The organism is Brevibacterium sp. 91QC2O2 (assembly GCF_024580695.1).
GTDB lineage: Bacteria > Actinomycetota > Actinomycetes > Actinomycetales > Brevibacteriaceae > Brevibacterium > Brevibacterium moorei.
Window position 1 is genome coordinate 19753 of record NZ_JANIJY010000026.1, and the last position, 20116, is coordinate 39868.

Annotated in this window: 18 protein-coding genes; 6 read left to right on the plus strand and 12 right to left on the minus strand. The window is 68.8% G+C overall.

The window, feature by feature from the left end; all coding sequences use genetic code 11:
- Nucleotides 1-5 precede the first annotated feature (5 nt).
- A complete protein-coding gene (locus NQ036_RS13665) occupies nt 6-806 on the minus strand; it encodes an HpcH/HpaI aldolase/citrate lyase family protein (RefSeq protein ID WP_257059642.1) in 801 nt (266 codons plus the stop codon).
- Between the two features lie 43 nt (nt 807-849).
- On the minus strand, nt 850-1977 hold the full coding sequence (locus NQ036_RS13670) for a magnesium and cobalt transport protein CorA (RefSeq protein WP_257059644.1): 1128 nt from the start codon (nt 1975-1977) through the stop codon (nt 850-852).
- 43 nt (nt 1978-2020) lie between these two features.
- Here NQ036_RS13670 and NQ036_RS13675 point away from each other — a divergent pair, with 43 nt between their 5' ends.
- A complete protein-coding gene (locus tag NQ036_RS13675) occupies nt 2021-2569 on the plus strand; it encodes a cysteine hydrolase (protein WP_257059646.1) in 549 nt (182 codons plus the stop codon).
- A 117-nt stretch (nt 2570-2686) separates the two neighbouring features.
- Here NQ036_RS13675 and NQ036_RS13680 read toward each other — a convergent pair whose 3' ends face one another.
- The 3 genes from NQ036_RS13680 to NQ036_RS13690 form a co-directional block, all read right to left on the minus strand.
- Nucleotides 2687-3712 (minus strand): glycine betaine ABC transporter substrate-binding protein, encoded by a 1026-nt coding sequence (locus tag NQ036_RS13680; protein ID WP_257059648.1) that lies wholly within the window; start codon nt 3710-3712, stop codon nt 2687-2689.
- A 79-nt stretch (nt 3713-3791) separates the two neighbouring features.
- Nucleotides 3792-4649, minus strand: a complete 858-nt coding sequence (locus NQ036_RS13685; protein WP_257059650.1) for a proline/glycine betaine ABC transporter permease — start codon at nt 4647-4649, stop codon at nt 3792-3794.
- A complete protein-coding gene (locus NQ036_RS13690) occupies nt 4646-5926 on the minus strand; it encodes a glycine betaine/L-proline ABC transporter ATP-binding protein (RefSeq protein ID WP_257059651.1) in 1281 nt (426 codons plus the stop codon). The genes NQ036_RS13685 and NQ036_RS13690 overlap by 4 nt, the downstream gene beginning before the upstream one ends.
- A 532-nt stretch (nt 5927-6458) precedes the next feature.
- On the opposite strand from NQ036_RS13690, the gene NQ036_RS13695 reads away from it, so the two are divergent.
- From NQ036_RS13695 to NQ036_RS13705, 3 genes are all read left to right on the plus strand, one after another.
- On the plus strand, nt 6459-7121 hold the full coding sequence (locus tag NQ036_RS13695; RefSeq protein WP_257059654.1) for a hypothetical protein: 663 nt from the start codon (nt 6459-6461) through the stop codon (nt 7119-7121).
- A gap of 232 nt (nt 7122-7353) precedes the next feature.
- Complete coding sequence (locus NQ036_RS13700; RefSeq protein ID WP_257059657.1) at nt 7354-7938, plus strand: copper chaperone PCu(A)C; 585 nt, start codon at nt 7354-7356, stop codon at nt 7936-7938.
- On the plus strand, nt 7928-9385 hold the full coding sequence (locus NQ036_RS13705; RefSeq protein ID WP_257049622.1) for a Dyp-type peroxidase: 1458 nt from the start codon (nt 7928-7930) through the stop codon (nt 9383-9385). The genes NQ036_RS13700 and NQ036_RS13705 overlap by 11 nt, the downstream gene beginning before the upstream one ends.
- Here the strand turns inward: NQ036_RS13705 and NQ036_RS13710 are convergent.
- Nucleotides 9358-10488: a CPBP family intramembrane glutamic endopeptidase gene (locus tag NQ036_RS13710; protein WP_257059659.1), complete on the minus strand. Its 1131-nt coding sequence runs from the start codon at nt 10486-10488 to the stop codon at nt 9358-9360. The genes NQ036_RS13705 and NQ036_RS13710 overlap by 28 nt on opposite strands.
- 137 nt (nt 10489-10625) lie before the next feature.
- Between NQ036_RS13710 and NQ036_RS13715 the strand changes: the two genes are divergently transcribed.
- Nucleotides 10626-11564, plus strand: coding sequence for a type I 3-dehydroquinate dehydratase (locus NQ036_RS13715; RefSeq protein WP_257049624.1), 939 nt, complete (start codon nt 10626-10628; stop codon nt 11562-11564).
- A gap of 79 nt (nt 11565-11643) precedes the next feature.
- On the opposite strand, the gene NQ036_RS13720 is transcribed toward NQ036_RS13715, so the two are convergent.
- The 6 genes from NQ036_RS13720 to NQ036_RS13745 form a co-directional block, all read right to left on the minus strand.
- Nucleotides 11644-11949 carry a DUF4235 domain-containing protein gene (locus NQ036_RS13720; protein WP_257059661.1) on the minus strand — a complete coding sequence of 102 codons (306 nt, stop codon included), beginning with the start codon at nt 11947-11949 and terminating at the stop codon, nt 11644-11646.
- Nucleotides 11950-12001: 52 nt separating this feature from the next.
- Nucleotides 12002-12937 (minus strand): aminotransferase class IV, encoded by a 936-nt coding sequence (locus NQ036_RS13725; protein WP_257049627.1) that lies wholly within the window; start codon nt 12935-12937, stop codon nt 12002-12004.
- 178 nt (nt 12938-13115) lie between these two features.
- Nucleotides 13116-14255, minus strand: a complete 1140-nt coding sequence (locus tag NQ036_RS13730) for an alpha/beta hydrolase (protein WP_257059663.1) — start codon at nt 14253-14255, stop codon at nt 13116-13118.
- Nucleotides 14256-14351: 96 nt separating this feature from the next.
- On the minus strand, nt 14352-15470 hold the full coding sequence (locus tag NQ036_RS13735) for a VIT1/CCC1 family protein (protein ID WP_257049629.1): 1119 nt from the start codon (nt 15468-15470) through the stop codon (nt 14352-14354).
- A 171-nt stretch (nt 15471-15641) separates the two neighbouring features.
- Entirely contained in the window at nt 15642-16757 is a 1116-nt protein-coding gene (menC, locus tag NQ036_RS13740) for an o-succinylbenzoate synthase (protein WP_257049630.1), read from the minus strand.
- A 119-nt stretch (nt 16758-16876) separates the two neighbouring features.
- Nucleotides 16877-18106 carry a M20/M25/M40 family metallo-hydrolase gene (locus NQ036_RS13745; RefSeq protein WP_257049631.1) on the minus strand — a complete coding sequence of 410 codons (1230 nt, stop codon included), beginning with the start codon at nt 18104-18106 and terminating at the stop codon, nt 16877-16879.
- Between the two features lie 119 nt (nt 18107-18225).
- On the opposite strand from NQ036_RS13745, the gene NQ036_RS13750 reads away from it, so the two are divergent.
- Complete coding sequence (locus NQ036_RS13750) at nt 18226-19740, plus strand: glutamate--cysteine ligase (RefSeq protein WP_257049633.1); 1515 nt, start codon at nt 18226-18228, stop codon at nt 19738-19740.
- Nucleotides 19741-20116: the final 376 nt, after the last annotated feature.

Sequence of the window (20116 nt, forward strand, 5' to 3'; positions counted from 1 at the left end):
AGACCTCAGACGGCGGCGCGTCGGATGTCGGCCAGCCCCTGGCCCAGAGCCGCCGAATAGACAGCGGCGTCGGCCGACAGCGAGATCACTGTGAAGCCCGCCTGCAGTGCCAGTTCGGTCAGCTCAGGGCCGGTGGAGAAGATGCCGGCGGCCTTGCCCGCGTCACGGCAGGCCTGGGCGACCGTGTCCAGGGCTCCGCGGAACCGGGGATTCTGCCAATCGCCCGGCGCGCCCAGGTTCGTGCTCAGGTCCATCGGTCCGATGAAGGGCACGGTCACGGCCTCGAGTGCTGCGATATCGGCGGCCGCGTCGACGGCCTCGGGCGTTTCGATCTGTGGCAGGAAGACCACGGACTCGTTCGCAGCCGCCTGCTTGTCCGCGGGCAGTCCAGGGGCGTAGAGGTCGTGGGCGACGCCGAAGGCGGAGCCGCGCACTCCCGCCGATGTGTTCCCGTCGCCGAGCCAACCCGGGTAGTGCAGCCAGGTGCCGATCCGCTCGGCCTGTTCCGCGGAATTCACATACGGGACCATGATGCCCTCGGCTCCGGCGTCCAGGGCCGTGGACACGAGGTGCTGGGCGGTGCCGGCCACGCGCACGAAGGTAGCGATGTCCTCGCGCCGGGAGACCGCTATCGCGGCCCGCGCGCTGTCAAGGGTATAGCCCGAGTGCTCGAGGTCGTACAGGACCCAGTCCGCGCCGGCCCGTGCGGTCAACGCACCGACCCCGGTGGTCATGAACTCGAGGATGAACGTGCCCAGCGAGAGCTCGCCGGAACCGATCTGCTGATGGAACGTCTTCGTCGTCATGGAACCAACCTATCGTGAAACCGCCCGCCGTGTGCCGCGCATCTCACAGCCAGTCGTTGTGTTTGGAGATCCAGTAGATGACGATACAGCCGACAGCCATCAGCCCTAGCGCCGCCGGATAGCCCAGTTTCCAGTCGAGTTCGGGCATCAAGACGAAGTTCATCCCGTAGATGCCTGCGACCAGACTGGGGAAGAAGAAGATGCCGGCCCAGGCCGAGATCCGCTTCGACTGATCGCCCTGGCGTTCGGCGACCAGGGTGGAGTTGATGGAGAAGATCTCGCTGAGTATCGAGCGCAGGCGGCCCAGGCGGTCCTGATTGGACCCGACGTGGTCGGCGACATCGCGCAGATTGCGCAGCAGCTCGTCCGGCAGCCCGGTATCGGCGGCGAATGCCCGCAGGTGCACCATGAGCTGCGGCAGGGACTTCACGACCCGGTCGAGGTCGAGGATTCCGCGTGAGACCGCGTAGATCTCCTGGGAGCGCACCGGAGTGCCCTTGAAGATCTGCACCTCCAGATCGTCGGCGGTCTCCTCGAAGGATTCCAGGACGGGGGTGTAGAGGTCGACGACCCGGTCGATCATGAGGTGGAGCAGGGTGTATGCGACGACCAGCTCGCCGTGTGCGCGGTCCGCCCCGGTGGAGGCGTCCAGGCGTTTGAGGGCGGGGGAGGAGCGCAGGAGTTCGCGGATCCGGGAGAACTCGCGTGCCGCGGCCAGGGGCGAACCCGAGCGGAGGGCCGAGATGACGAAGCCGGCGCCCACGAAGATTTCGAGCTCGCCGATCAGCAGGGACTCGTCCTCGCCCGGCACCTCGTCGCCGGGAGCGTCGGGGTGCGCGGGACGTGCGGGGGCCTCGGACATCGCGGCAGGGCGCAGGGCCAGCAGACTGGTCTGGCCGTAGCGCTCGAACTTCATCCTCTGATTGCCCTCACGGGCGTCCTCGACGGCCAGGGGGTGCAGCCCGAAGGCCGTCTGCAGCGCGCTCAGCTCATCATCCGTGGGCCGGTCGATGTCGATCCAGATGAGATGGCCGGTGCCGCCCGGGGCGCTTGCGGTGCGGCGGGCGGCGAGGGCCGCGGTCAGCGTATCGAGTTCCGTGCAGGACCCGTCGGCGGTAAAGACCAGGCCCTGCAGATGCGGTGCCGAGTCGTCGTCCATCGCTTGTGCCATGCCCTCATCCTTTCACGTGCGCGGCCTATGAGACGCTAGGTGCATGGATGCACTCGTCTTGGTCAATACCCACCTGCCGCAGGCCCCCCTCAAGCCCCTGGAGCAGATCCTGTCACGGGCCCGTGTGGCCGATGGTGTGGTGGTCTTCGCAACGGCGCCGGCCCACCAGCCGGCTTATGAGGCCCCGGACGAGGACGCCGAGGCCGTGGATTCGGCGGGCGCCAACGCGCCGGGCGGGGCGGCGGCCGCGGCGGCCAGGAAGGCCGCCGAGTGGGCCGGCAAACCGGCCCCGGTGCAGCCGACCGCGGACGATCTGGTCCTGGCCTCGGAGGTCCCCGATGTGTTCGACGGGGTCGAGGACCTGGCCACCGGCCTGCAGGCGATGAATATCGACCGGGTCGTGATCGGCGGGGTCGACCAGTCCCGCGCGGTGGAACACACGGTGATGGCAGCGCTGGTCCTGGGATTCGAGGCGACGGTGCTCGCGGACGCCCTGGTCGGCGCCGACGGCGCCGACGTGCAGTGGCTGGAGACGGCGGCGGGCGCAGGAGCGCGGATCGCCGACAGCGCCGACACCTGGCTGCGGATGTAAGAGGGGGAGGGGCCGGGCTCCGCAGCAGCGGAACCCGGCCCCTCCCCGTTCGAACCCGCAGGCCCTGCGCTCAGGACCCGCGGGGTTCGACCCCGTCGATCACGTGGATCACTTCGATCACTTGGTCGCGGAGTTGGCCTCGCCCTTGAGCTCGCCCTTCTCCCACTTGCTGACCCAGTCGCCGTTGCCGTCGACCCACTTGGCCACGGCATCGTCGATCTTGTCATCGCCGGTCTTCTGGATGTCGTTCTCCAGCGAGCCCAGGTGATCGTCGTCGAGGACCAGGTTCTTCAGCAGCTGGGCGACCTGCGGATTGGAACCGGTGAACTCCTTGTTCGAGAAGTTGTAGAGTACCTCGGCCTTGCCCATTGAGCCCTTGGGGTCCTCGAGGTCGCGCACGGGGAACTGATCGTAGGCCCAGTGCGGGCGCCACAGGGTCACGGCGACGTCCTTCTTGGCGTCCGTGGCCTTCTTCAGCTGCGTGAGCATGGCGGGCGTGGACGAGGGCTTGAAGTTGATGTTGTCCAGGCCGTAGTCCTTGATCGCCTGCTTGGTGGCCTTGGTCAGGCCGGCACCGGCTTCGATCCCGTAGAGGGTGTTGTCGTAGTCCCCGCCCATCGTCTTGAGGTCCTCGATGGTCTTGGCCTTCGAGTCCTTGTTGACGGCCAGGGTCAGCTTGGCGTTGTTGTACCAGCAGCCCTGCGCGTCGAGCTTGTCGCCGTACTTCTTGACGTAGTCGGCGTGGGTCAGCGGCAGCCAGCCGTCGACCAGGAAGTCGTAGTCGCCGTTGGCGACGCCCACATAACCGGGAGCGGCGTCGAAGGCCTTGATGGAGACCTTGTAGCCCTTCTTCTCCAGGTTGTTCTTGAGCAGATGGCTCACCGCGAAGGATTCGTCCCAGCCGTTGAAGGCCGCGATCTTGATGTCCTTCTTGCCATCGGCATCCATCGAGCTGGTGTCCTTGGCGTCCGTGCCGGGGATGCAGTCGGCCCAGTTCTGATCGGCGGTGGCGCCCTCGTCGGAGCCGCCGGCCGCCGAATCGTCGGTGGAGTTCGAAGCGCCGCAGCCGCTGAGCAGCAACGCGGCGGCGGCTGCGATGCCGCCGATGCGGGCCAGGCCCTTGGTCTTCTTGATGGTTTTCATGATGACCCTTCTTTCTTATGGGTACGTTTCCCCCGGCGCGGCCGGCGCGGGTCCGGACGCGCCGGGGGTGGTTTGCGAATCAGGCCTCTGCGACCCGGTTGCCCTTGCGGCCCAGACCCGCGGTGACGCGGTCGAGGAAGATCGCCAGGGCGACGACGGAGACGCCGGCTTCGACGCCCAGTGCCACGTTCACGGAGCTGATCGCCTCGATGATCGCGCCGCCGAGGCCATCGGCGCCGGCCATACCGGCCAGCACGACCATGGACAGGGCCAACATGATGACCTGGTTGATACCGGCCATGATGGTCGGCAGGGCCAGGGGCAGCTGGACGCGGAACAGGATGTGCGAGGGACCGGCGCCGAAGGCCTGGGCGGCCTCGACGACCTCACCGTCGACCTGGCGGATCGCCAGCTCGGTGAAGCGCACGCCGGGCGGCAGGGCGAAGATGATGGTCGCGATCGCACCGGGGACGGTGCCGACGGAGAACATCACGATGGCCGGCACCAGGTAGGCCAGCGCGGGCATCGACTGCATGAAGTCGAGGACCGGTCGCACGATCGCGGAGACGGTCTTGGACTTCGCGGCCCAGACGCCCACGGGCAGGGCGATGATGAGCGCGATGATGACGGCCACCAGCACCAGGGCCAGCGACTCCATCGCGTTCTCCCACTGGTTGAACGCGCGCACCAGGTAGAACCCGATGAGGGTGACCAGGCCGACCTTCCAGCCCGCGCACAGCCAGGCGATGACGGCCAGGATGACCGTCATGATGAGGAAGGACGGGGAGGCGAACACCAGTTCCAGGCCGGTGTACATACCGGTCAGCACGGTGGAGATGAAGTCCAGCAGCCAGCCGAAGACGTCCTGGAACCAGGTGAGGAACTTATCGGCCCACTCGCCCAGCGGGATGCGGGGGCTCAGCGGATTGAGATTCATTCTGCCTCCTTGGTCGCTTCGCCTTCGCGTTCATCGTCTCGGCGCTCATCGCCGGGTTGCTGCTCGAGCGTCTGCACCGCGGGGATCTCCCCGGTGGTGGGACTGACCTGCGCCATCGAGTTGAGCAGGTTGACGCGCGGAACGATGCCCAGGAAGCGTCCGTCCTCGGCCACCACGCACAACGGCACGCGGGAGGCGGAACTGGGGGCGAACAGTTCGGAGACCGGGGTATCGGGGCCGACGGTCAGAATGCCCTCGGTCTCCACGATCCCCTCGATCGTGCGCTCGCCGGCGCGGGCCGCGTTGACGACCGCGCGGTCGGTCACGTAGCCCAGCAGCTTGCGCTCGCGGTCGGTGACCAGCAGGATGTTCCAGCCGTTGGACTCCATGGCGCGCATCGCCACGCGGGGCCCGGCGCCGGACATCACGGTGTCGTCGATCTGGCGCATCACGGTCGATGCGGTGAGCACCCTGGCGCGGTCGACGTCCTGGACGAAGTTCGCGATGTACTCGTCTGCCGGATTGGTCAGGATGTCCTCGGCGGTGCCGATCTGGACGATCCGGCCATCGCGCATGACGGCGATCCGATCACCCAGGTACATGGCCTCGTTGAGGTCGTGGGTGATGAAGATGATGGTCTTGCCCAGCTGCTGCTGGAGTTCGATCAGCTGATCCTGCATTTCCCTGCGGATCAGCGGGTCGAGGGCGGAGAACGCCTCGTCCATCAAGAGGATCTCGGTCTCCGCGGCCAGTGCCCTGGCCAGGCCCACGCGCTGCTGCATACCGCCGGAGAGCTCGTGGGGGTACTTGTCCCCCCAGCCCGCCAGGCCGACGGTCTGCAGCCAGGTGTTCGCGCGTTCCAGGCGCTCCGTCTTGGGCACGCCCTGGATCTCCAGGGCGTAGGCGGCGTTCTCGCGCACCGTGCGGTGCGGCATCAGGGCGAAGTGCTGGAACACCATGGAGATGTGCTTGGCGCGGATCGCGCGGATCTCCTTGTTGTTCATCTGCGCGATCTCGTTGCCGTTGATCTCGATGCTGCCCGAGGTGGCCTTGCCGAGTCCGTTGACGGTGCGCAGCAGGGTCGACTTGCCCGAACCGGACAAGCCCATGACGACGAAGATCTCGCCGCGTTCGACTTCGAAATTGGCGTCGATGACGGCGGCCGTTCCCAGGCCGGCGAGTTCCGAACGGTCCTCGCCGGCTTCGAGGCGCTTGATGACCTCGTGTTCTCGCTTTCCGAAGACCTTGTAGACGTGCGATGCTTTGACGATCGGCATCGGGTCTCCTTTCCGTCGGCAGGGGGCTGCCGCGGCCAAGGTAACCGTCCTTGTGAGGGCGGCTTGCCGACTCGTGTCTTCCTTGCCCGCGCCGGTACTGGGTTCGCGGCAGCGTATGGCTGCGCTCGAACCGGTCCCATAAAAGTCCGTTGACCCTTCCACTGTAGTCGGGTTCCTTGTTTTTCGAGGGTTTTCGCGGATGTTTCCCAGGCGGCGGAAAACGGCATGGGCCCTTGCATCGCCAGTAAACACGGGGGGTGTGCGGGTCACGGGCCACCGTTATCGTATCGTTATATTTGACAGATGCGCGGTGATCTGCGGTGGGCCGGACCCGCGCTCGGACGGCGGCGCCCGCAACCACCGTCGCGCGGCCATCGTGCGGCTGCCGGGCGCAGGTCGGCTAAGCTCTTCTACTGGCGGTAGTATGCGGTGCCGGATTCCGGCACCGCCGCGCGTGCGGCCCCGGCGCAGGTGTCCGTGGTCGGCACGGAACCGCCTCATCGGTGTAGACGGTAGCGAAGGGAGTGCACACGTGGAATCAGCCCACGCCCCCTGGCGGATGGCCCGTGCCCTGTTCGCAGCGCTCCTGGCGACCTCCGTCGCCCTGGCCCTGCACACGGGGGCCCATGGGGCATCGAGTGTGCTGGCCGTCGTCGTCGCGTTCATCGGCACGCTGTGGATCGGGTCCCTGCTGGCCGGTCGCAGGTTGGGCGTCTGGGCGCTGAGCGCCATCGTGGCCTTCGCCCAGGTGGCCGTGCACGGACTGCTGTCGATCCTGTCCGCGGCGCCGATCGTGCTCGGCGGGGCCGGGATCGCCGGGACTGGAATCGGTTCCCACGCCGGCCACGCCCGGTTGGAGGCCGAACACGTCCGGCACCTGGCGCACAGCGCGGTCCATCACACAGCCGGCGGGACCGGGGCGATGAGCGCTCATGCCGATCTGCTGGGCCCCGCGATGCTCACCGCCCACGGCCTGGCCCTGGTGCTCACCGTCCTCGTGCTCAAATGCGGCGAGGACGCCCTGCTGGGGTTGGTGCGCCTGACGGCCCGGCTGGCCTGGGCCCTCTTGGATTTCTTCCGTCCGATCCCCGTCAGCCCGCGCCGCCTGCCCGCTCTGCGGGACGTGCCGGTGCCCGCACTGCGGATCGCACATACCCCCGCACTGCTACGCGGTCCACCCATTCCCCTCCTCTGAAATCCGCCGGGGCACCATTCCCGGCTCTGCCCGTGGCGCGACTGCGCCCGGAGCGGGCCGGCCGAGGCCCCGGCACCGCCGGGGACACTTCCGTGCCCTGGCCCCGCGGCGCCAGTGCGCCGTATTCCGTGCACCCCGCCTCCGCCGGCTCGCGCCAATCGCGTCTGCCCGGCTCACGCACGTCCCAGTGCGGGTGCGCACCCATTTCGAGGACAAGGAACAGAGAAGAACAATGCAGAGGAACCACATCACGGCACGCCGCGCGCTGCTGCGCACCACCACCGCCCTGACAGGTGCCGTTCTGGCGCTCGGGCTGACGGCCTGCTCCGGCGCGTCGACCGGGTCCGCCGGGTCCCAGAGCCCCACATCCGCCGCAGCCGGGGAGGCCTCCGCGGCCGCCCAGACCGGACTGAGCCTGGAACGGGCCTGGGTGAAGACCGCGAAGAAGGGCGAGATGACTGCGGTATTCGGCACCCTGACGAACCACACGGACGCGCCGATCGTCGTGCGGTCGGCCAAGACCCCGGTCGCGGGCATGGTGCAGCTGCACGAAACAGTCGTCGATGGCGGGGGCTCGTCGAAGATGCAGGAGAAGAAGGCCGGCTTCACGGTGCCGGCGCACGGCGACTACGAACTCAAGCCAGGTGGCGACCACATCATGCTGATGAAGCTGACCGGGGACATCCAACCGGGCGAACAGATCACGGTCGCGGCCACCACCGACACCGGCTCCGTCACCTTCGCCGCGACAGCCAAGGACTATACGGGCGCCAAGGAGAACTACGACATGGACGAATCCTCCGGCCATGACCACTGACGCACCAAACCCCTCCGGGGTCCCGGACACCGCAGGGGTCACGCGTGCTGCGGATGTCACGGACGCTGCGGACCAGCGGGAATCCCGGGGTCCGAACCGGCGGCGGGTGCTCACCGGCACCGCCGCCGGGGCGGCCGCCGGCCTGGTCGTGGGCGCCGGTGGCGGTGTGGCAGGCGGCCGCGCATGGGGGAGTGCCACAGCCGGTGGGCCGGCCGGGGCCACCCTGGACACCGCGGGCGCCTCCGGCGGGCAGACCGTTGCGTTCTACGGCCGCCACCAGCCCGGCGTCGAGACCCCACCGCAGGCCCACGCCCGATTCGTGGCGCTGGATCTGCGCCGTGGAGTCGGTGCCGCGGACGCGGTGCGGATGCTGCGCCTGCTCAGCGATGACGCGGCGGCCCTGATGGCCGGCCGGGCGCCACTGGCCGACAGTGAACCGGAACTCGCCGGCCGGCCCGCCCGGCTGAGCATCACCTTCGGCTTCGGCCCCGGGCTCGTCTCCCTGGCTGGCCCGCGGGCCAGGCCCGCGTGGTTGGCCCCGCTGCCCGCCTTCCCGGTCGACCGTCTGCAGAAGTCGCTGAGCCGCGGGGATCTGCTCCTGCAGGTCTGCTGCGAGGACCCGCTGACCCTCTCCCACGCGGTGCGGATGCTGCTCAAGGATGCCCGCTCCTTCGCCCGGATCGCCTGGACCCAGGCGGCCTCGCGCCGCGCCTACGGCACGGATCCGGCGGGCACCACGATCCGCAACCCCTTCGGCCAGGTCGATGGGACCGCGAATCCGGTACCGGGGACCCCCGCCTTCGACCGCCTGGTCTGGGGTGAGTCCTCCGGCGGTGCCGAGGGAGTCGACTGGGGGCCGCGCGGCCAACCGCCGGCGGACCTCGGCGCCGGACTGCCGAAGTGGTTGCACGGCGGGACGACCCTGGTGCTGCGCGATATCGCGATGAATATGGCCACCTGGGACGAGGCCGACGGACCGGCCCGCGAGTTCTCGGTCGGCCGCAGACTGTCGAACGGCGCGCCGCTGACCGGTCGGGAGGAACACGATGTGCCCGATCTGGGGGCCACCGATTCGGTGGGGTTCACGGTGATATCGCCGTCGAGCCACGTGGCGCGCAGCCGCAATGAGTCGGATCCGGCCGAGCAGATCTTCCGCCGCGTCTACGCCTATCAGGACGTGATGGACGAACCCGTGCACGTGCCGCGCTCGGTCGGAGCCGAGACCGCGGATGAGAAACGCGTCCAGGACATCGAGTTCGATCGCACCGGCCTGATGTTCGCGTCCTTCCAAGCCGATGTGACCCGGCAGTTCCTGCCGATCCAACGACGGCTGGGCGAGGTCGACCTGCTCAACCAGTGGACCACCCCGATCGGTTCCACGGTCTGGGCGATTCCGCCCGGGGCCGCCGGCGCGGGCGACTACGTGGGCAGCACCCTGTTCGGCTGAGCGGGCGCGGGCAGCTTGGGCGCGCGCCAGGCCAGGAGTGCGCCGGTGCCCACCGTCATGCCGGCGGACACCAGCAGGCCCGGCAGGGACTGGCCGGCGGCATTGAGGTCGGCCAGTCCCACCGCGCCGAGGAGGAAGACGCTGACATTGTTCACGATGTGCACGGCGATGGCGGCCTCCAGCCCTCCTGTGCGGTAGCACAGCCAGCCGGCGACCACCGCGAACACGGCGACATCGGCCAACCCCGTCCAGTCGTAGAGGTGCCCGAAGACGAACAGGGGCAGCGGCAGCAGGATCGCCCAGGCCGGATGTTTCAGCCAGGAACCGACCAGCTGGCCCAGGAAGCCGCGGAACACGTATTCCTCGGTGGCCGACTGCACCGGCGCCAGGAGCAGGGTCAGCACGATCATGAGCAGGGCGCGGCCCAGGCCCGCCCCGCCGGCGGACGCGGTGTCCCCGTCCGTGCCGCCTCCGGTGGCGCCGGGGCCCTCGGGCGCGAACTGCGCATCGAAGCCCAGTTGGAGGACCAGCACCGGCACGATGATCAGGGCCGCCCAGCCGATGGCCCTGCCCAACCAGGCCCAGCGCAACCGGCCGAACACCGAGGACAGGGTGCCGGGCGGGCGCCGCCACACCAGCCAGGTGGCCAGCCAGACGGCCGGCAGCATCGGGATGATGGACACGATCGCCGCCACGAAGGTCACGGGATTGCCCATATCCGTGAACGTCGGATCGGCGGTCAGCCAGCCGGGCAGGATGTCCGTCCCCGCCGATCCCGGGGCGCCGGGACCGAAGGGGTTCTGCCCGGCGTCCGGGTCGGGCACGGTGGAACCGGTGACCACGGACCGCGCGACGCCGGCCAACACCAGGGGCACGGCCACACCCCAGAACGTGATGAGCAGGATGAACACGAGGTAGAGTCCGGCCGCCGTCACCAGCGCCAGCAGGGGCCGCCACCAGCGATGATTGCGCTGGGCCCGCCCCATCCGGTGGTACGCGACGGTGCCGGGTACGGGCTGCATGCGCCCCGGTCGTCTGGCCGAAACCGGCCCGGGCACCGGCTGCGGAGACGGCGAACGCGATGGGCGCAGCGGGTAGCTCATGTCCTCCACCCTATCCAGAAGTTCCACTACGTCCTGAATTGTCGAAATTCGGGCTGAAACGTCGATATATCGACATTTTGGGGCGTAGTGGAACTCTGTGTGCGAGTCGGTGCGGGGCCAACAGTAGGGTGGGAGGCATGCTGCAGCCTACGAAGCCACTGCCCTTCGCGCCCGCCCACCTCCACCCGCAGATCATCGTGCCGCTGGAGGCCGGTGACGCCGAGGCGTTGACCGGGCTGGTCTCGGGCCTGACACCGGGCAGCGGCATCGACGTGCTCGAATGGCGGGTGGACGCGCTCGCGGTCTTCCAGCGCTGGGCGGCCGGACAGGCCGGGGCCGAGGCCGCCTTCGCGATCGAACGCGCGGCCTGTCTGCGCGTGTTCGAGTCCACCGGTCTGCCGGTGCTGGCCACGATCCGCACCGGAGCCGAGGGCGGTCCCGTGCCGGTCCCGGACCCGGTCTACGACACTGCGGTGACGGGGCTGATCGAGCTGGCAACACCCACCCCGACACATGGCCTGCGGGTGGTCCCGGAACATCGGACGGGGGCGGGACCGGAGTTCGGTGCCGGCCTGTGCGCGGTGGACGTGGAGTTCCACCGCGCTCCCGCCGCCGGGCTGCTGCAGGCGGCCGCTGACCGCGGAGTTGCGGCGGTGGCATCCTTCCACGACTTCGAGTCGACGCCGGATGCGCAGTTCCTCTCCGAGCTGCTGCGGGCGATGGAGCACTCCGGCGCAGCGGTGGCGAAATTCGCGGTGCTGCCGCACACCCTGCAGGATGTGCTGCGCGTGCTCGAGGTGACGGCCCGGGCGACTGGACGCCTGGCCCCTGGCCCGAACCCCGACCGGAGCGGGGCACCCGTGCGGGCAGCGGCCCCGGAGTCTCCAGCGGCATCGGGGTCGCTGTCGATCCCCGTCATCGCGATCGCGATGGGCCGGCTGGGCCAGATCACGCGCACGGCCGGGGAGTTCGGCTCTGCCGCGAGCTTCGCCTCCCTGGAGCGGGCCTCGGCCCCCGGACAGCTGGGAGTGCAGCAGCTGCGATCGATCTTCGCCGCTCAGGGCCTGCAGGACTGAGACGCAAGGGACTGAGACGAAAAAGGTCCGCCGCGATCCCCGTTCGGGGACCGCGGCGGACCATCGGGCTTCCGCTATCTCAGGCCTTGAGGTCCTCGACTGCGCTGCGCAGGTTCTTCGGCAGGGCCTCCTCGCCGAACTTCGTGCGCACCGCATTGGCCGCATAGCGCTGGATGACCAGCTGGACCACGGCCACACCCACGCCGGAGATCACGGTCCAGGCGATGGCCTCGGCCAGCCCGGAATCCGCGCTCGCGGCGTTCTTGGGCGCGGGACGGCCCGTGGACTTCTTCCAGGCGAAGGACAGAACCTGCTTGGCGGCGATGCCGGCCAGGGCGGCGCCGCCGACCCCTGCGATCTGCCACATGAGCTTGCCGTTGTTCATCATGCTCCTCAACGTCGGTAACGATGTTGCTGTCAGCCTATCGCGGCGCGCGTCATTCGCCCTGCAGGACCCAGTCGATGAGCTGCTGGGTCAGGGGCTCGTCGACCGGGATCGGCGCACCGTCGACGGACTTGATCGGCACGGCGGTGCGCACGCTGGAGACCATCCACAGGGCGTCGGCGGTCTTGAGTTCGGAGGCGGGGATGTCCGCGTACTCCACCGTGTAGCCGGCGGCCTCGGCCCCGCGGAACACCACCCGCTGGGTGGTGCCGTGCAGCAGGCCGGCGCGCGGCTCCGGGGTGGACAGGGTGTTCCCGCGCTTGACGATGAGGTTGCAGGTCGGGCCCTCCAGGGCCAGGCCGTCGTGCGAGACGAACAGGGCCTCGTCGGCGTCGTTGGCGTGCACATAGCGTCCGGCGGCCTGATTGGTCGCGTACGACAGGGTCTTCGCACCGATCAGCTGCCAGGGTGCCTTCTGGCCGAAGTAGGCCTCGTAGCCGCGGTCCAGGGTGAGCACCCGGATGCCCGCCTCGCGCTGCTTGTTGTACTTGGGGTCGATCGGAATGGTCAGCGCCCAGGCGGTGGGCTTGCCCGAGGTGCCCTCGACCCCGCGGGTCATGGCGTAGCGGACGCTGAACCCGGTGATCCCCGGATTATCGGAGATGAACGCGGCCATCACGGCCTCCAGCGCCCGATCGAACAGCGCCTGATCGGGTTCGGGCAGTTCGAGCATCTCGGCCGAGGCCTGGAATCGGGTGAAGTGCGGTTCGCGCGAGTGCACGGTGACGGACCCCGCCGCATCGAGGGTGACGAGGACCGTCTCGAAGATGCCGTCGCCGCGGTGCGGGGCCAGATCGTCGACCAACAGGTGGGCGGTGTGCGGATCGGCCAGTTCGAAGGTGCCGGCGGCCTGGTCGATGAGGGCCAGGGAGTTGACTGCCGGCAAGCCGTCGGGACGGGAGATCACTGTGTTCGGTTGAGCGCTCATGCCACGATTAAACCATCGTTATGTTACGGGCGATCATCGGGCCCACACTGTGACCGCGCGCGGGTCCGGCAGTCGCGGCGGGACCGGGCACGAGGCCCTACCCGGTCCCGCCGCCGGCCCCGGTTCAGACGGCCCTCGGTTCAGCGGCTCGCCAGGCTAGTTCAGCAGGCCCGCCAGGCTACCTGTCACCGGCGAAGCGCTGTAGCTCGTGGCCCAGCCGGTCCACCAGATCGGCCGATGCGGCGAGCTTCCCGTCGGCGTAGATGAAGTCGTGGGGCGTACCCGCGTACTCCCAGTGCTCGGCGGTGTTCCCAGCCGCACGCAGGGCCACGGCATAGGCCCGTCCCTCATCGCGGAGCACATCGCAGCCGGCGGTTACGACCAGCGCGGTGGGCAGGTCGCTCAGGTCGGCCGCCCGCGCCGGCGCGACCAGCGGGTTGACAGTGGCACCGGGGACCGCGGCGATGTAGTTGTTCCAGTAGAACACCATCCGGGAGGCCGTCAGACCATGGCCGGTGGCGAAGAGCTCATAGGAGCGTGTGTTCATCGCCGGATCCACGGCGGGGTAGATCAGCAGCTGGGCGGCGGGGACCGCGGTGCCCGCCGGTCGGAACCCCAGATCGCCGGCCAGGGTTGGGATCAGCAGTTCCGGTGTGGCGGCGGCATCCGGCGCACCGGCGACCCTGGCCGCGTCGCGCAGGGCCAGGCAGGCCGCGGCGGCCAGGTTCCCACCGGCGGAATCACCGCCGATGACGATCCGCTGTGGGTCGATGCCGAACGCCTCGGCACCTGCGACCAACCAGTCGAAAGTGCTGAGCACATCGGCCAGAGCGGTGGGGAAGGGGTGCTCCGGGGCCTTCTGATAGGTCAGGGTGACGACCACCGCGCCGGAGCGGTTCGCGATGCGCCTGGCCATCACATCGCTGAGAGTCGAGGTGCCCTGCGTCCAGCCGCCACCGGGCAGGTAGAGCAGCGCAGTGCGGCCGCCGGTGCTCTCACCGGAGCAATCAGTGCTGGCCGTAGTGGCCTCGGCCTCCGCCGCGGGTGCGGGGGCCGGATAGTACAGGCGCACCGGCAGGTCGGCGGTGGGTGCGGAGTGGAAGCGGTGCACCACCGCCGCCACGGCCTCGGGCTCGCGTTGCCGCCAGCGCGCGTTCTGGGAATTCTCACGGGCCTGGGCCAGGCTCAGGTCCTCGACGGGGGTGGGGAAGCGCTGGGCCACCTGCGCCAGATAGTCACGGGTGGCCGGGCTCAGGGTACCGACTGTGGCATCGTATGCGGGATCCGTGAAGTCCGGATCGACGGCGGGCTGTGTCATGTCTTCAGGGTAGCCCCCGCATTTTGTACCCCCAGTCCCATATCACCGTTGAAGACAGGGGTGTTATGGGACTGGGGGTAGATTATGCGCGAGGCCCTAGCCGGCTGTGGCGCCGAAGGCCAGGCCCAGCACGTAGGTCACGGCCGCGGCTCCATAGCCCACGGCCAGCTGCCGCAGCGCTCTGGGCAGCGGCGCCTTGCCGGAGAGCACCCCGGTGACGCCGCCGGTGAACAGCAGGGCCAGCCCCACCAGTCCCGTGGCCAGGGCGACGGCCGGCAGTCCCGACATGCCGAGGATGTACGGCAGGATCGGCACCAGGGCGCCCGAGGCGAAGAAGCAGAAGGACGCGGCGGCCGCGGGCAGCGCACGGCCCAGCTCCTCATAGGATTCGACTTCCAGATTCCGCGGCAGGAAGGTCACGCGGCGGTGGCTGCGCGATTTGCCGATGGCCGTCTGTGCGGCGAGTTCGGCGGCCGCCGACTCCATCCCGCGGGCCCGGAAGACCAGGGCCAGCTCATTGGCATCCACATCGAGGCTGGCCAGGGCCTCGGTCGAATGCGGGTCGGGGTGCCCGGCGTCGAGCAGTTCGCGCTGGGAGCGCATGGAGATGAACTCGCCGGCGGCCATCGACATCGCCCCGGCCAGCAGGCCGGAGACGCCGGTGAGCAGGACGACGTGGGTGCCGACACCTGCGGCACCCACCCCCAGCACCAGGGCCAGATTCGACACCAGGCCGTCGTTGGCGCCGAACACCGCGGCGCGGAAGTTCCCGGAGATGCGGGCGCGGGCCTTGCCCGCCAGGGCGCGCACGACCTCGGAATGGACCTGTTCGTCGGCGGCCATCGCCGGCGTCGCATGCGCATCGGTGGCATAGGGGGAGCGGGACTCGGAGCCCTGGGCCAGGGCCAGGACGAAGATGGAACCGAACATGCGGGCCAGCCAGCTGAGCAGCAGGATGTCGAACGAGGCCCGGCGGCGGCCCTGCGCATGCGGGCCCAGCAGCTTGATCCAATGGTCCTGGTGGCGGCGCTCGGCATCGGCCAGGGCGGTGAGGATCTCGAAGTCCTCGCCCGACTTCTTCTTCGCGGCCAAGCGCCGGTAGACCTGCTCCTCGGCACGTTCATTGGCCAGGTAGCGCTGCCATCTGGCGATGAGTTCCGGATCTGTGGCGACGGGACCGGCGGTATCGGGCGAGTCGGCGGATGAGGTGTCCATATCGCGATCCACCATACCGGGATGCGGACGCCGCGCCTATTAGATGTGCTGGAGGCCGGACTTAGAGGAATCAAAGAAAAGCCGAGGCGGGCGTCGGTTCCATCCGCTGGAACCGGCGGCCGCCTCGGCTACGGGTCAAAGCCGTTTCGGCTCAGAACACGATGTTTCGGCTCAGAACACCGTGATGGTGTTCACCGTGTACTTCTCCAGCTTCGCCGGGTCGACGGTGACGCCGAATCCGGGGCCGGTCGGCACGTCCACGCGGCCGTCGTGCATGACGATCTCCTCGGTGATGTCCTCGGCGTAGAAGCGGTTGGACCCGGAGATGTCGCCGGGCAGGGTGAAGCCGGGCAGGGTCGCCAGGGCGGCGTTGGCCGCACGGCCCAGGCCGGTCTCCAGCATTCCGCCGTGCCACACGGCGATGCCCGCGGCCTTGGCCAGATCGTGGATCTTGCGGGCCTCCAGGTAGCCGCCCACGCGGCCGGGCTTGATGTTGATGATGTCGCAGGCGCCCAGCGCGATGGCGTCGGCGGCTGCCTCGGCGGAGACGATCGATTCGTCGAGGCACATGGGGGTGGACATGCGCTTGGCCAGTTCCGCGTGCTGGCGGATATCGGCTTCACCCAGGGGCTGTTCGATCAGCAGCAGGCCGTACTCGTCGAGCCGGCGCAGACGGGCCGAGTCGACCAGGGTGTACGCGGCGTTCGCGTCGACCTGGAACAGGAAGTCATCGCCGAACTCCTTGCGCACGGCGGCGACGGGCTCGATGTCCTTGCCCGGCTTGATCTTCAGCTTGATGCGGGCGTAGCCCTCCTCCAAGTAGCCGCCGATCACCTTGAGCAGATCGGGGATCGAATCCTGGATGCCCACGGACACGCCGGAGGGCACCGAGGTCTCGACCCCGCCCAGGTAGTCGCGGAAGGACAGGTTGCGGTCCTTGAGCTGGGCCTCGAGCACGGCCATCTCCATGGCGGCCTTGGACATCGGGTGGCCGATGATGTGGCGCAGGTGCCAGGCGACCGTTTCGGCTGTGAGGTCCTCAGCGTCGCGCAGCAGCGGGGCCAGCCACTTGGTGATGACGTCGATCGAACCGTCGACGTATTCCGGGGAGTACAGCGGATCGGTCATCGCGACCGACTCGCCCCAGCCGGTGACGGGGCCGTTCTCACCCTCGAAGGCGGCCTCCAGCAGGAAGGTGTCCTTGACCGTCTGGGTGCTGAACGAGGTGGTGAAGGGCGCGACCAGGGGCAGCGCGATGCGGTGGAGCTTGAGTCCGGTGAGTTTCATCTTCTCTTGTTCTCGCTAGTTCTCTTTGATTCGTTTCGAACAATGTGTGATCTGTGGGTCCGGCCGGGATTCGGCCGGGTCCGGCCGGATGTGCCCGGCCGGATGTGCCCGGGCAGGGTTCAGTCGGCCCAGAGCTGGTCTGCGATGAGTGCGGCCAGCAGGGCTGTGCGCGGGGCGATGTAGTCGACCAGCGCGTGTTCGTGTTCGGCGTGCGCTCCGTCGCCGACGGCTCCCAACCCGTCCAGGGTGGGCACGCCGATCCCGGCGGTGAAGTTGCCGTCCGAGGCGCCACCGACCTCGATGCCCTCGGGCGCCTCGATCCCCAGGGACTCAGAGAGCGCCAGGGCCCGGTCGAACAGGCCCTGGGCCATTGCGCGCTCCAGCGGCGGCCGGTTGATGCCACCGCGGATGACGATCTTCGCCTCGGCGTGCTGCGGGGTAAGCGCCCGGATGGCGGCGTCCACGCGCTCCTGCTCTGCGACGGTCTTCGCGCGCACGTCCACGTCGAACTGCGCATAGGCCGGCACGGTGTTCGTCGTGGTGCCGCCGGACAAGCGGGTCGGGGTGACGCTCGTGCCCAGCCCGGCGTCGCCGAAGGTCGCGACCTGCTGGAGCAGGGACGCCAGCTCGAGACCGGCGTTGATGCCCTTCTCCGGCTCGAGACCGGCGTGCGAGGCCCGGCCGTGGACCTCTACGACGTACATCGAGGTGCCCTTGCGCTCGACCTTGAGCGCACCAGGGCCCGTCGAACCGGTGCCAGAGGCCTCCATCACATAGGCGGCCCTGGCGCCGCGCGCCTCGTCCTGGATCAGGCCGGCGCTGGTGGGCGAGCCGATCTCCTCGTCGCCGGTGACCAGCACGGTCAGGCCCGCCAGGGCCGCCTGCGGATCGCCGCCGGCTGCCGCCACGGCCTCCTGCAGCAGCTGCACGGCTGTGAACGCCATGACATCGCCGGTGAGCATATCGAAGGAGCCGGGGCCGGTGAGCACGCCGTCCGCCACCTGGAAGGGCTTGCGCTCCAGGGTGCCGTGCGGCCACACGGTGTCCTGGTGGTCGACCAGCACGACGCGCGGCTGGTAGTCGGCGGGGCGCTCGCCGGCCGATTCCGCGCCGAAGCGCAGGACGAGGTGGGGTGTGCCCTCGACGATCACCTCGGCGGGGCGGGCGCCCAGGCGCTGCTGGACGATATCGGCGGTCACGCGTGCGCCGGCGGCCACCGCCTCCTTGTCCTCGGACGGCGTCTCGATGGTGATGAGTCGTTCGATGTCGCCCAGCATCTGGGGCAGCTTGGCCTCTGCCAGGGTGGTCAATGTTGGGAGGAGGGCGGGGATGTCGATCGGTGCCGGCACTGGAACTTCCTTTGTTCGGATCGTCTTGTTCGGATCAGCGGGAGGCTGTGATACGTCTCCTACTCATCCTATGCAGGGACCCACTTGTGTGCAGCCGGTGGGTGTGGTTTCGTAAGCCCATGGGTGAAGCAGTATCCGCGCGGCGGTACACTCCGCAGCAGCGCACCAGCTACCGCAAGCGGCTCAACGCCGACCTCGAGACCTTCGACGGCTATCTGCAGGATGCGGACTTCATGTCCCACGGCACGATCGGCATGGAGCTCGAGCTCAACATCATGGACCGGAAGTTGGCGCCGGCGGCCCGCAACCCCGAGGTGTTGGCCGCCCTGGCGCGCGACGCCCCGGAATACGCGGGGGACTTCCAAACCGAGATCGGCGCGTTCAACTTCGAGATGAACCATCCGGTGCTCTCGGTCGAGGGCAACGGGCTCGAAGACCTGGCGAACGGTCTGCGCGCTCGGGTCGCCGCCGCCGATGCGGCCTGCAGGTCCTCGGATTCGCGGCTGGGGATGATCGGAACCCTGCCGACCCTGACACCGGAGTTCCTGGGCGGTGAGGGCTGGATGACGCAGGAGAACCGCTACGCGGCCCTGTCGAATGCCATCCTGGACGCTCGTGGGGAACTGGTCCACGTCGATGTGCAGGACCGCGAATACTTCCGCGGGGACTTCGCCGATGTGGCACCCGAGGCTGCCTGCACCTCTATGCAATTGCACCTGCAGGTGGCGCCCACCTCGTTCGCGGTGGCGTGGAACGCCTCGCAGGCGATCGCCGCGGTGCAGGTGGCACTGGCGGCCAATTCGCCGCTGTTCCTGGGCCGCAAACTGTGGCATGAGAGCCGTATCCCGGTCTTTGCGCAGGCCATCGACACGCGCACTCCGGAACTGGTGGCCCAGGGGGTGCGACCCAGGGTGTGGTTCGGGGAACGCTGGATCACCAGTGTGTTCGACCTGTTCGAGGAGAACGTCAGGTACTTCCCCGCGCTGTTGCCGGAATCGCGGGAGGATGCGGGGACCCCGGAGATGAAGGGCAATGCGCCCAGCCTGCACTATTTGAACCTGCACAATGGGACCGTGTGGCGGTGGAACCGGCCCATCTACTCTCCAGGGGACGGCACGGATGACGCCCACCTGCGGGTGGAGAACCGGCTACTGCCGGCAGGTCCCACCGTCGATGACATGGTCGCCGACGCCGCCTTCTACTACGGCCTGGTCAAGCACCTCTCGGAACAGAACCGGCCTGTGTGGTCGCGCCTGCGTTTCCCGGAGGCGCAGCGCAACTTCGAGTCCGCGGCGCGCTCCGGCCTCTACGCCAGGGTCGACTGGCCGACCCTGGGCAGGGTGGATGTGGCCGAGCTGGCCCGGCAGCGGCTGATCCCGCAGGCTCGAAAGGGGTTGGAGAAGTTGGGCGTGGCCCCACGGCTGATCGAGAAGTACATGGGGATCATGGATGCCAGGGCGAACAATCGGCAGAACGGCGCGGCCTGGCAGCTGCGCACGCTCAACGGTTTGAAGCCGCGGGTCACGACACCGGGCAGCCCGGAACGCGCCGAGGCCCTGGCCCGGGTGATGGAGCTGTACCTGGAGAACCAGGCGACGGGGGATCCCGTGCATACCTGGCCGGTGCGCGCCTGAGGAGTGTGCGGGGCCGGAGGGACGTGCGGGCCGGCTGTTCGCGGTCCGGGCGTCGGCGGGTCCGCTGCAGGCCGCCGAGGTGCCGGGGAGTAGCACGGATCACTCTGGTTCGGGTTGCGGCCGGGTTGCGGGTCGTGTAATGTTTTCTCTTGTCGCCAGGACAGCCCAGCGGGTTCGCGGGGCCGGAAATCCCGGCGGCAGTCAACATAATCGAGCATCCCTTCGCGGTGACTCCTCTTGTGATTGCCTGTGTTTCACGGGTGGTTGTCGGGGTTGGCCAGTGTGGGTGTGTGCCTGTTGTTTGAGAACTCAATAGCGTACTTGAATAGTTTTTTTCGTGATGCCAGAACTAAGTAGTACATATTTTCTGGCTGAA

Coding starts and splice junctions, on each gene's coding strand:
- NQ036_RS13665 (WP_257059642.1), bottom strand. CDS start 806: ATGACGACGAAGACGTTCCATCAGCAGATCGGTTCCGGCGAGCTCTCG.
- NQ036_RS13670 (WP_257059644.1), bottom strand. CDS start 1,977: ATGGCACAAGCGATGGACGACGACTCGGCACCGCATCTGCAGGGCCTG.
- NQ036_RS13675 (WP_257059646.1), top strand. CDS start 2,021: ATGGATGCACTCGTCTTGGTCAATACCCACCTGCCGCAGGCCCCCCTC.
- NQ036_RS13680 (WP_257059648.1), bottom strand. CDS start 3,712: ATGAAAACCATCAAGAAGACCAAGGGCCTGGCCCGCATCGGCGGCATC.
- NQ036_RS13685 (WP_257059650.1), bottom strand. CDS start 4,649: ATGAATCTCAATCCGCTGAGCCCCCGCATCCCGCTGGGCGAGTGGGCC.
- NQ036_RS13690 (WP_257059651.1), bottom strand. CDS start 5,926: ATGCCGATCGTCAAAGCATCGCACGTCTACAAGGTCTTCGGAAAGCGA.
- NQ036_RS13700 (WP_257059657.1), top strand. CDS start 7,354: ATGCAGAGGAACCACATCACGGCACGCCGCGCGCTGCTGCGCACCACC.
- NQ036_RS13705 (WP_257049622.1), top strand. CDS start 7,928: ATGACCACTGACGCACCAAACCCCTCCGGGGTCCCGGACACCGCAGGG.
- NQ036_RS13710 (WP_257059659.1), bottom strand. CDS start 10,488: ATGAGCTACCCGCTGCGCCCATCGCGTTCGCCGTCTCCGCAGCCGGTG.
- NQ036_RS13715 (WP_257049624.1), top strand. CDS start 10,626: ATGCTGCAGCCTACGAAGCCACTGCCCTTCGCGCCCGCCCACCTCCAC.
- NQ036_RS13720 (WP_257059661.1), bottom strand. CDS start 11,949: ATGAACAACGGCAAGCTCATGTGGCAGATCGCAGGGGTCGGCGGCGCC.
- NQ036_RS13725 (WP_257049627.1), bottom strand. CDS start 12,937: ATGAGCGCTCAACCGAACACAGTGATCTCCCGTCCCGACGGCTTGCCG.
- NQ036_RS13730 (WP_257059663.1), bottom strand. CDS start 14,255: ATGACACAGCCCGCCGTCGATCCGGACTTCACGGATCCCGCATACGAT.
- NQ036_RS13735 (WP_257049629.1), bottom strand. CDS start 15,470: ATGGACACCTCATCCGCCGACTCGCCCGATACCGCCGGTCCCGTCGCC.
- menC (WP_257049630.1), bottom strand. CDS start 16,757: ATGAAACTCACCGGACTCAAGCTCCACCGCATCGCGCTGCCCCTGGTC.
- NQ036_RS13750 (WP_257049633.1), top strand. CDS start 18,226: ATGGGTGAAGCAGTATCCGCGCGGCGGTACACTCCGCAGCAGCGCACC.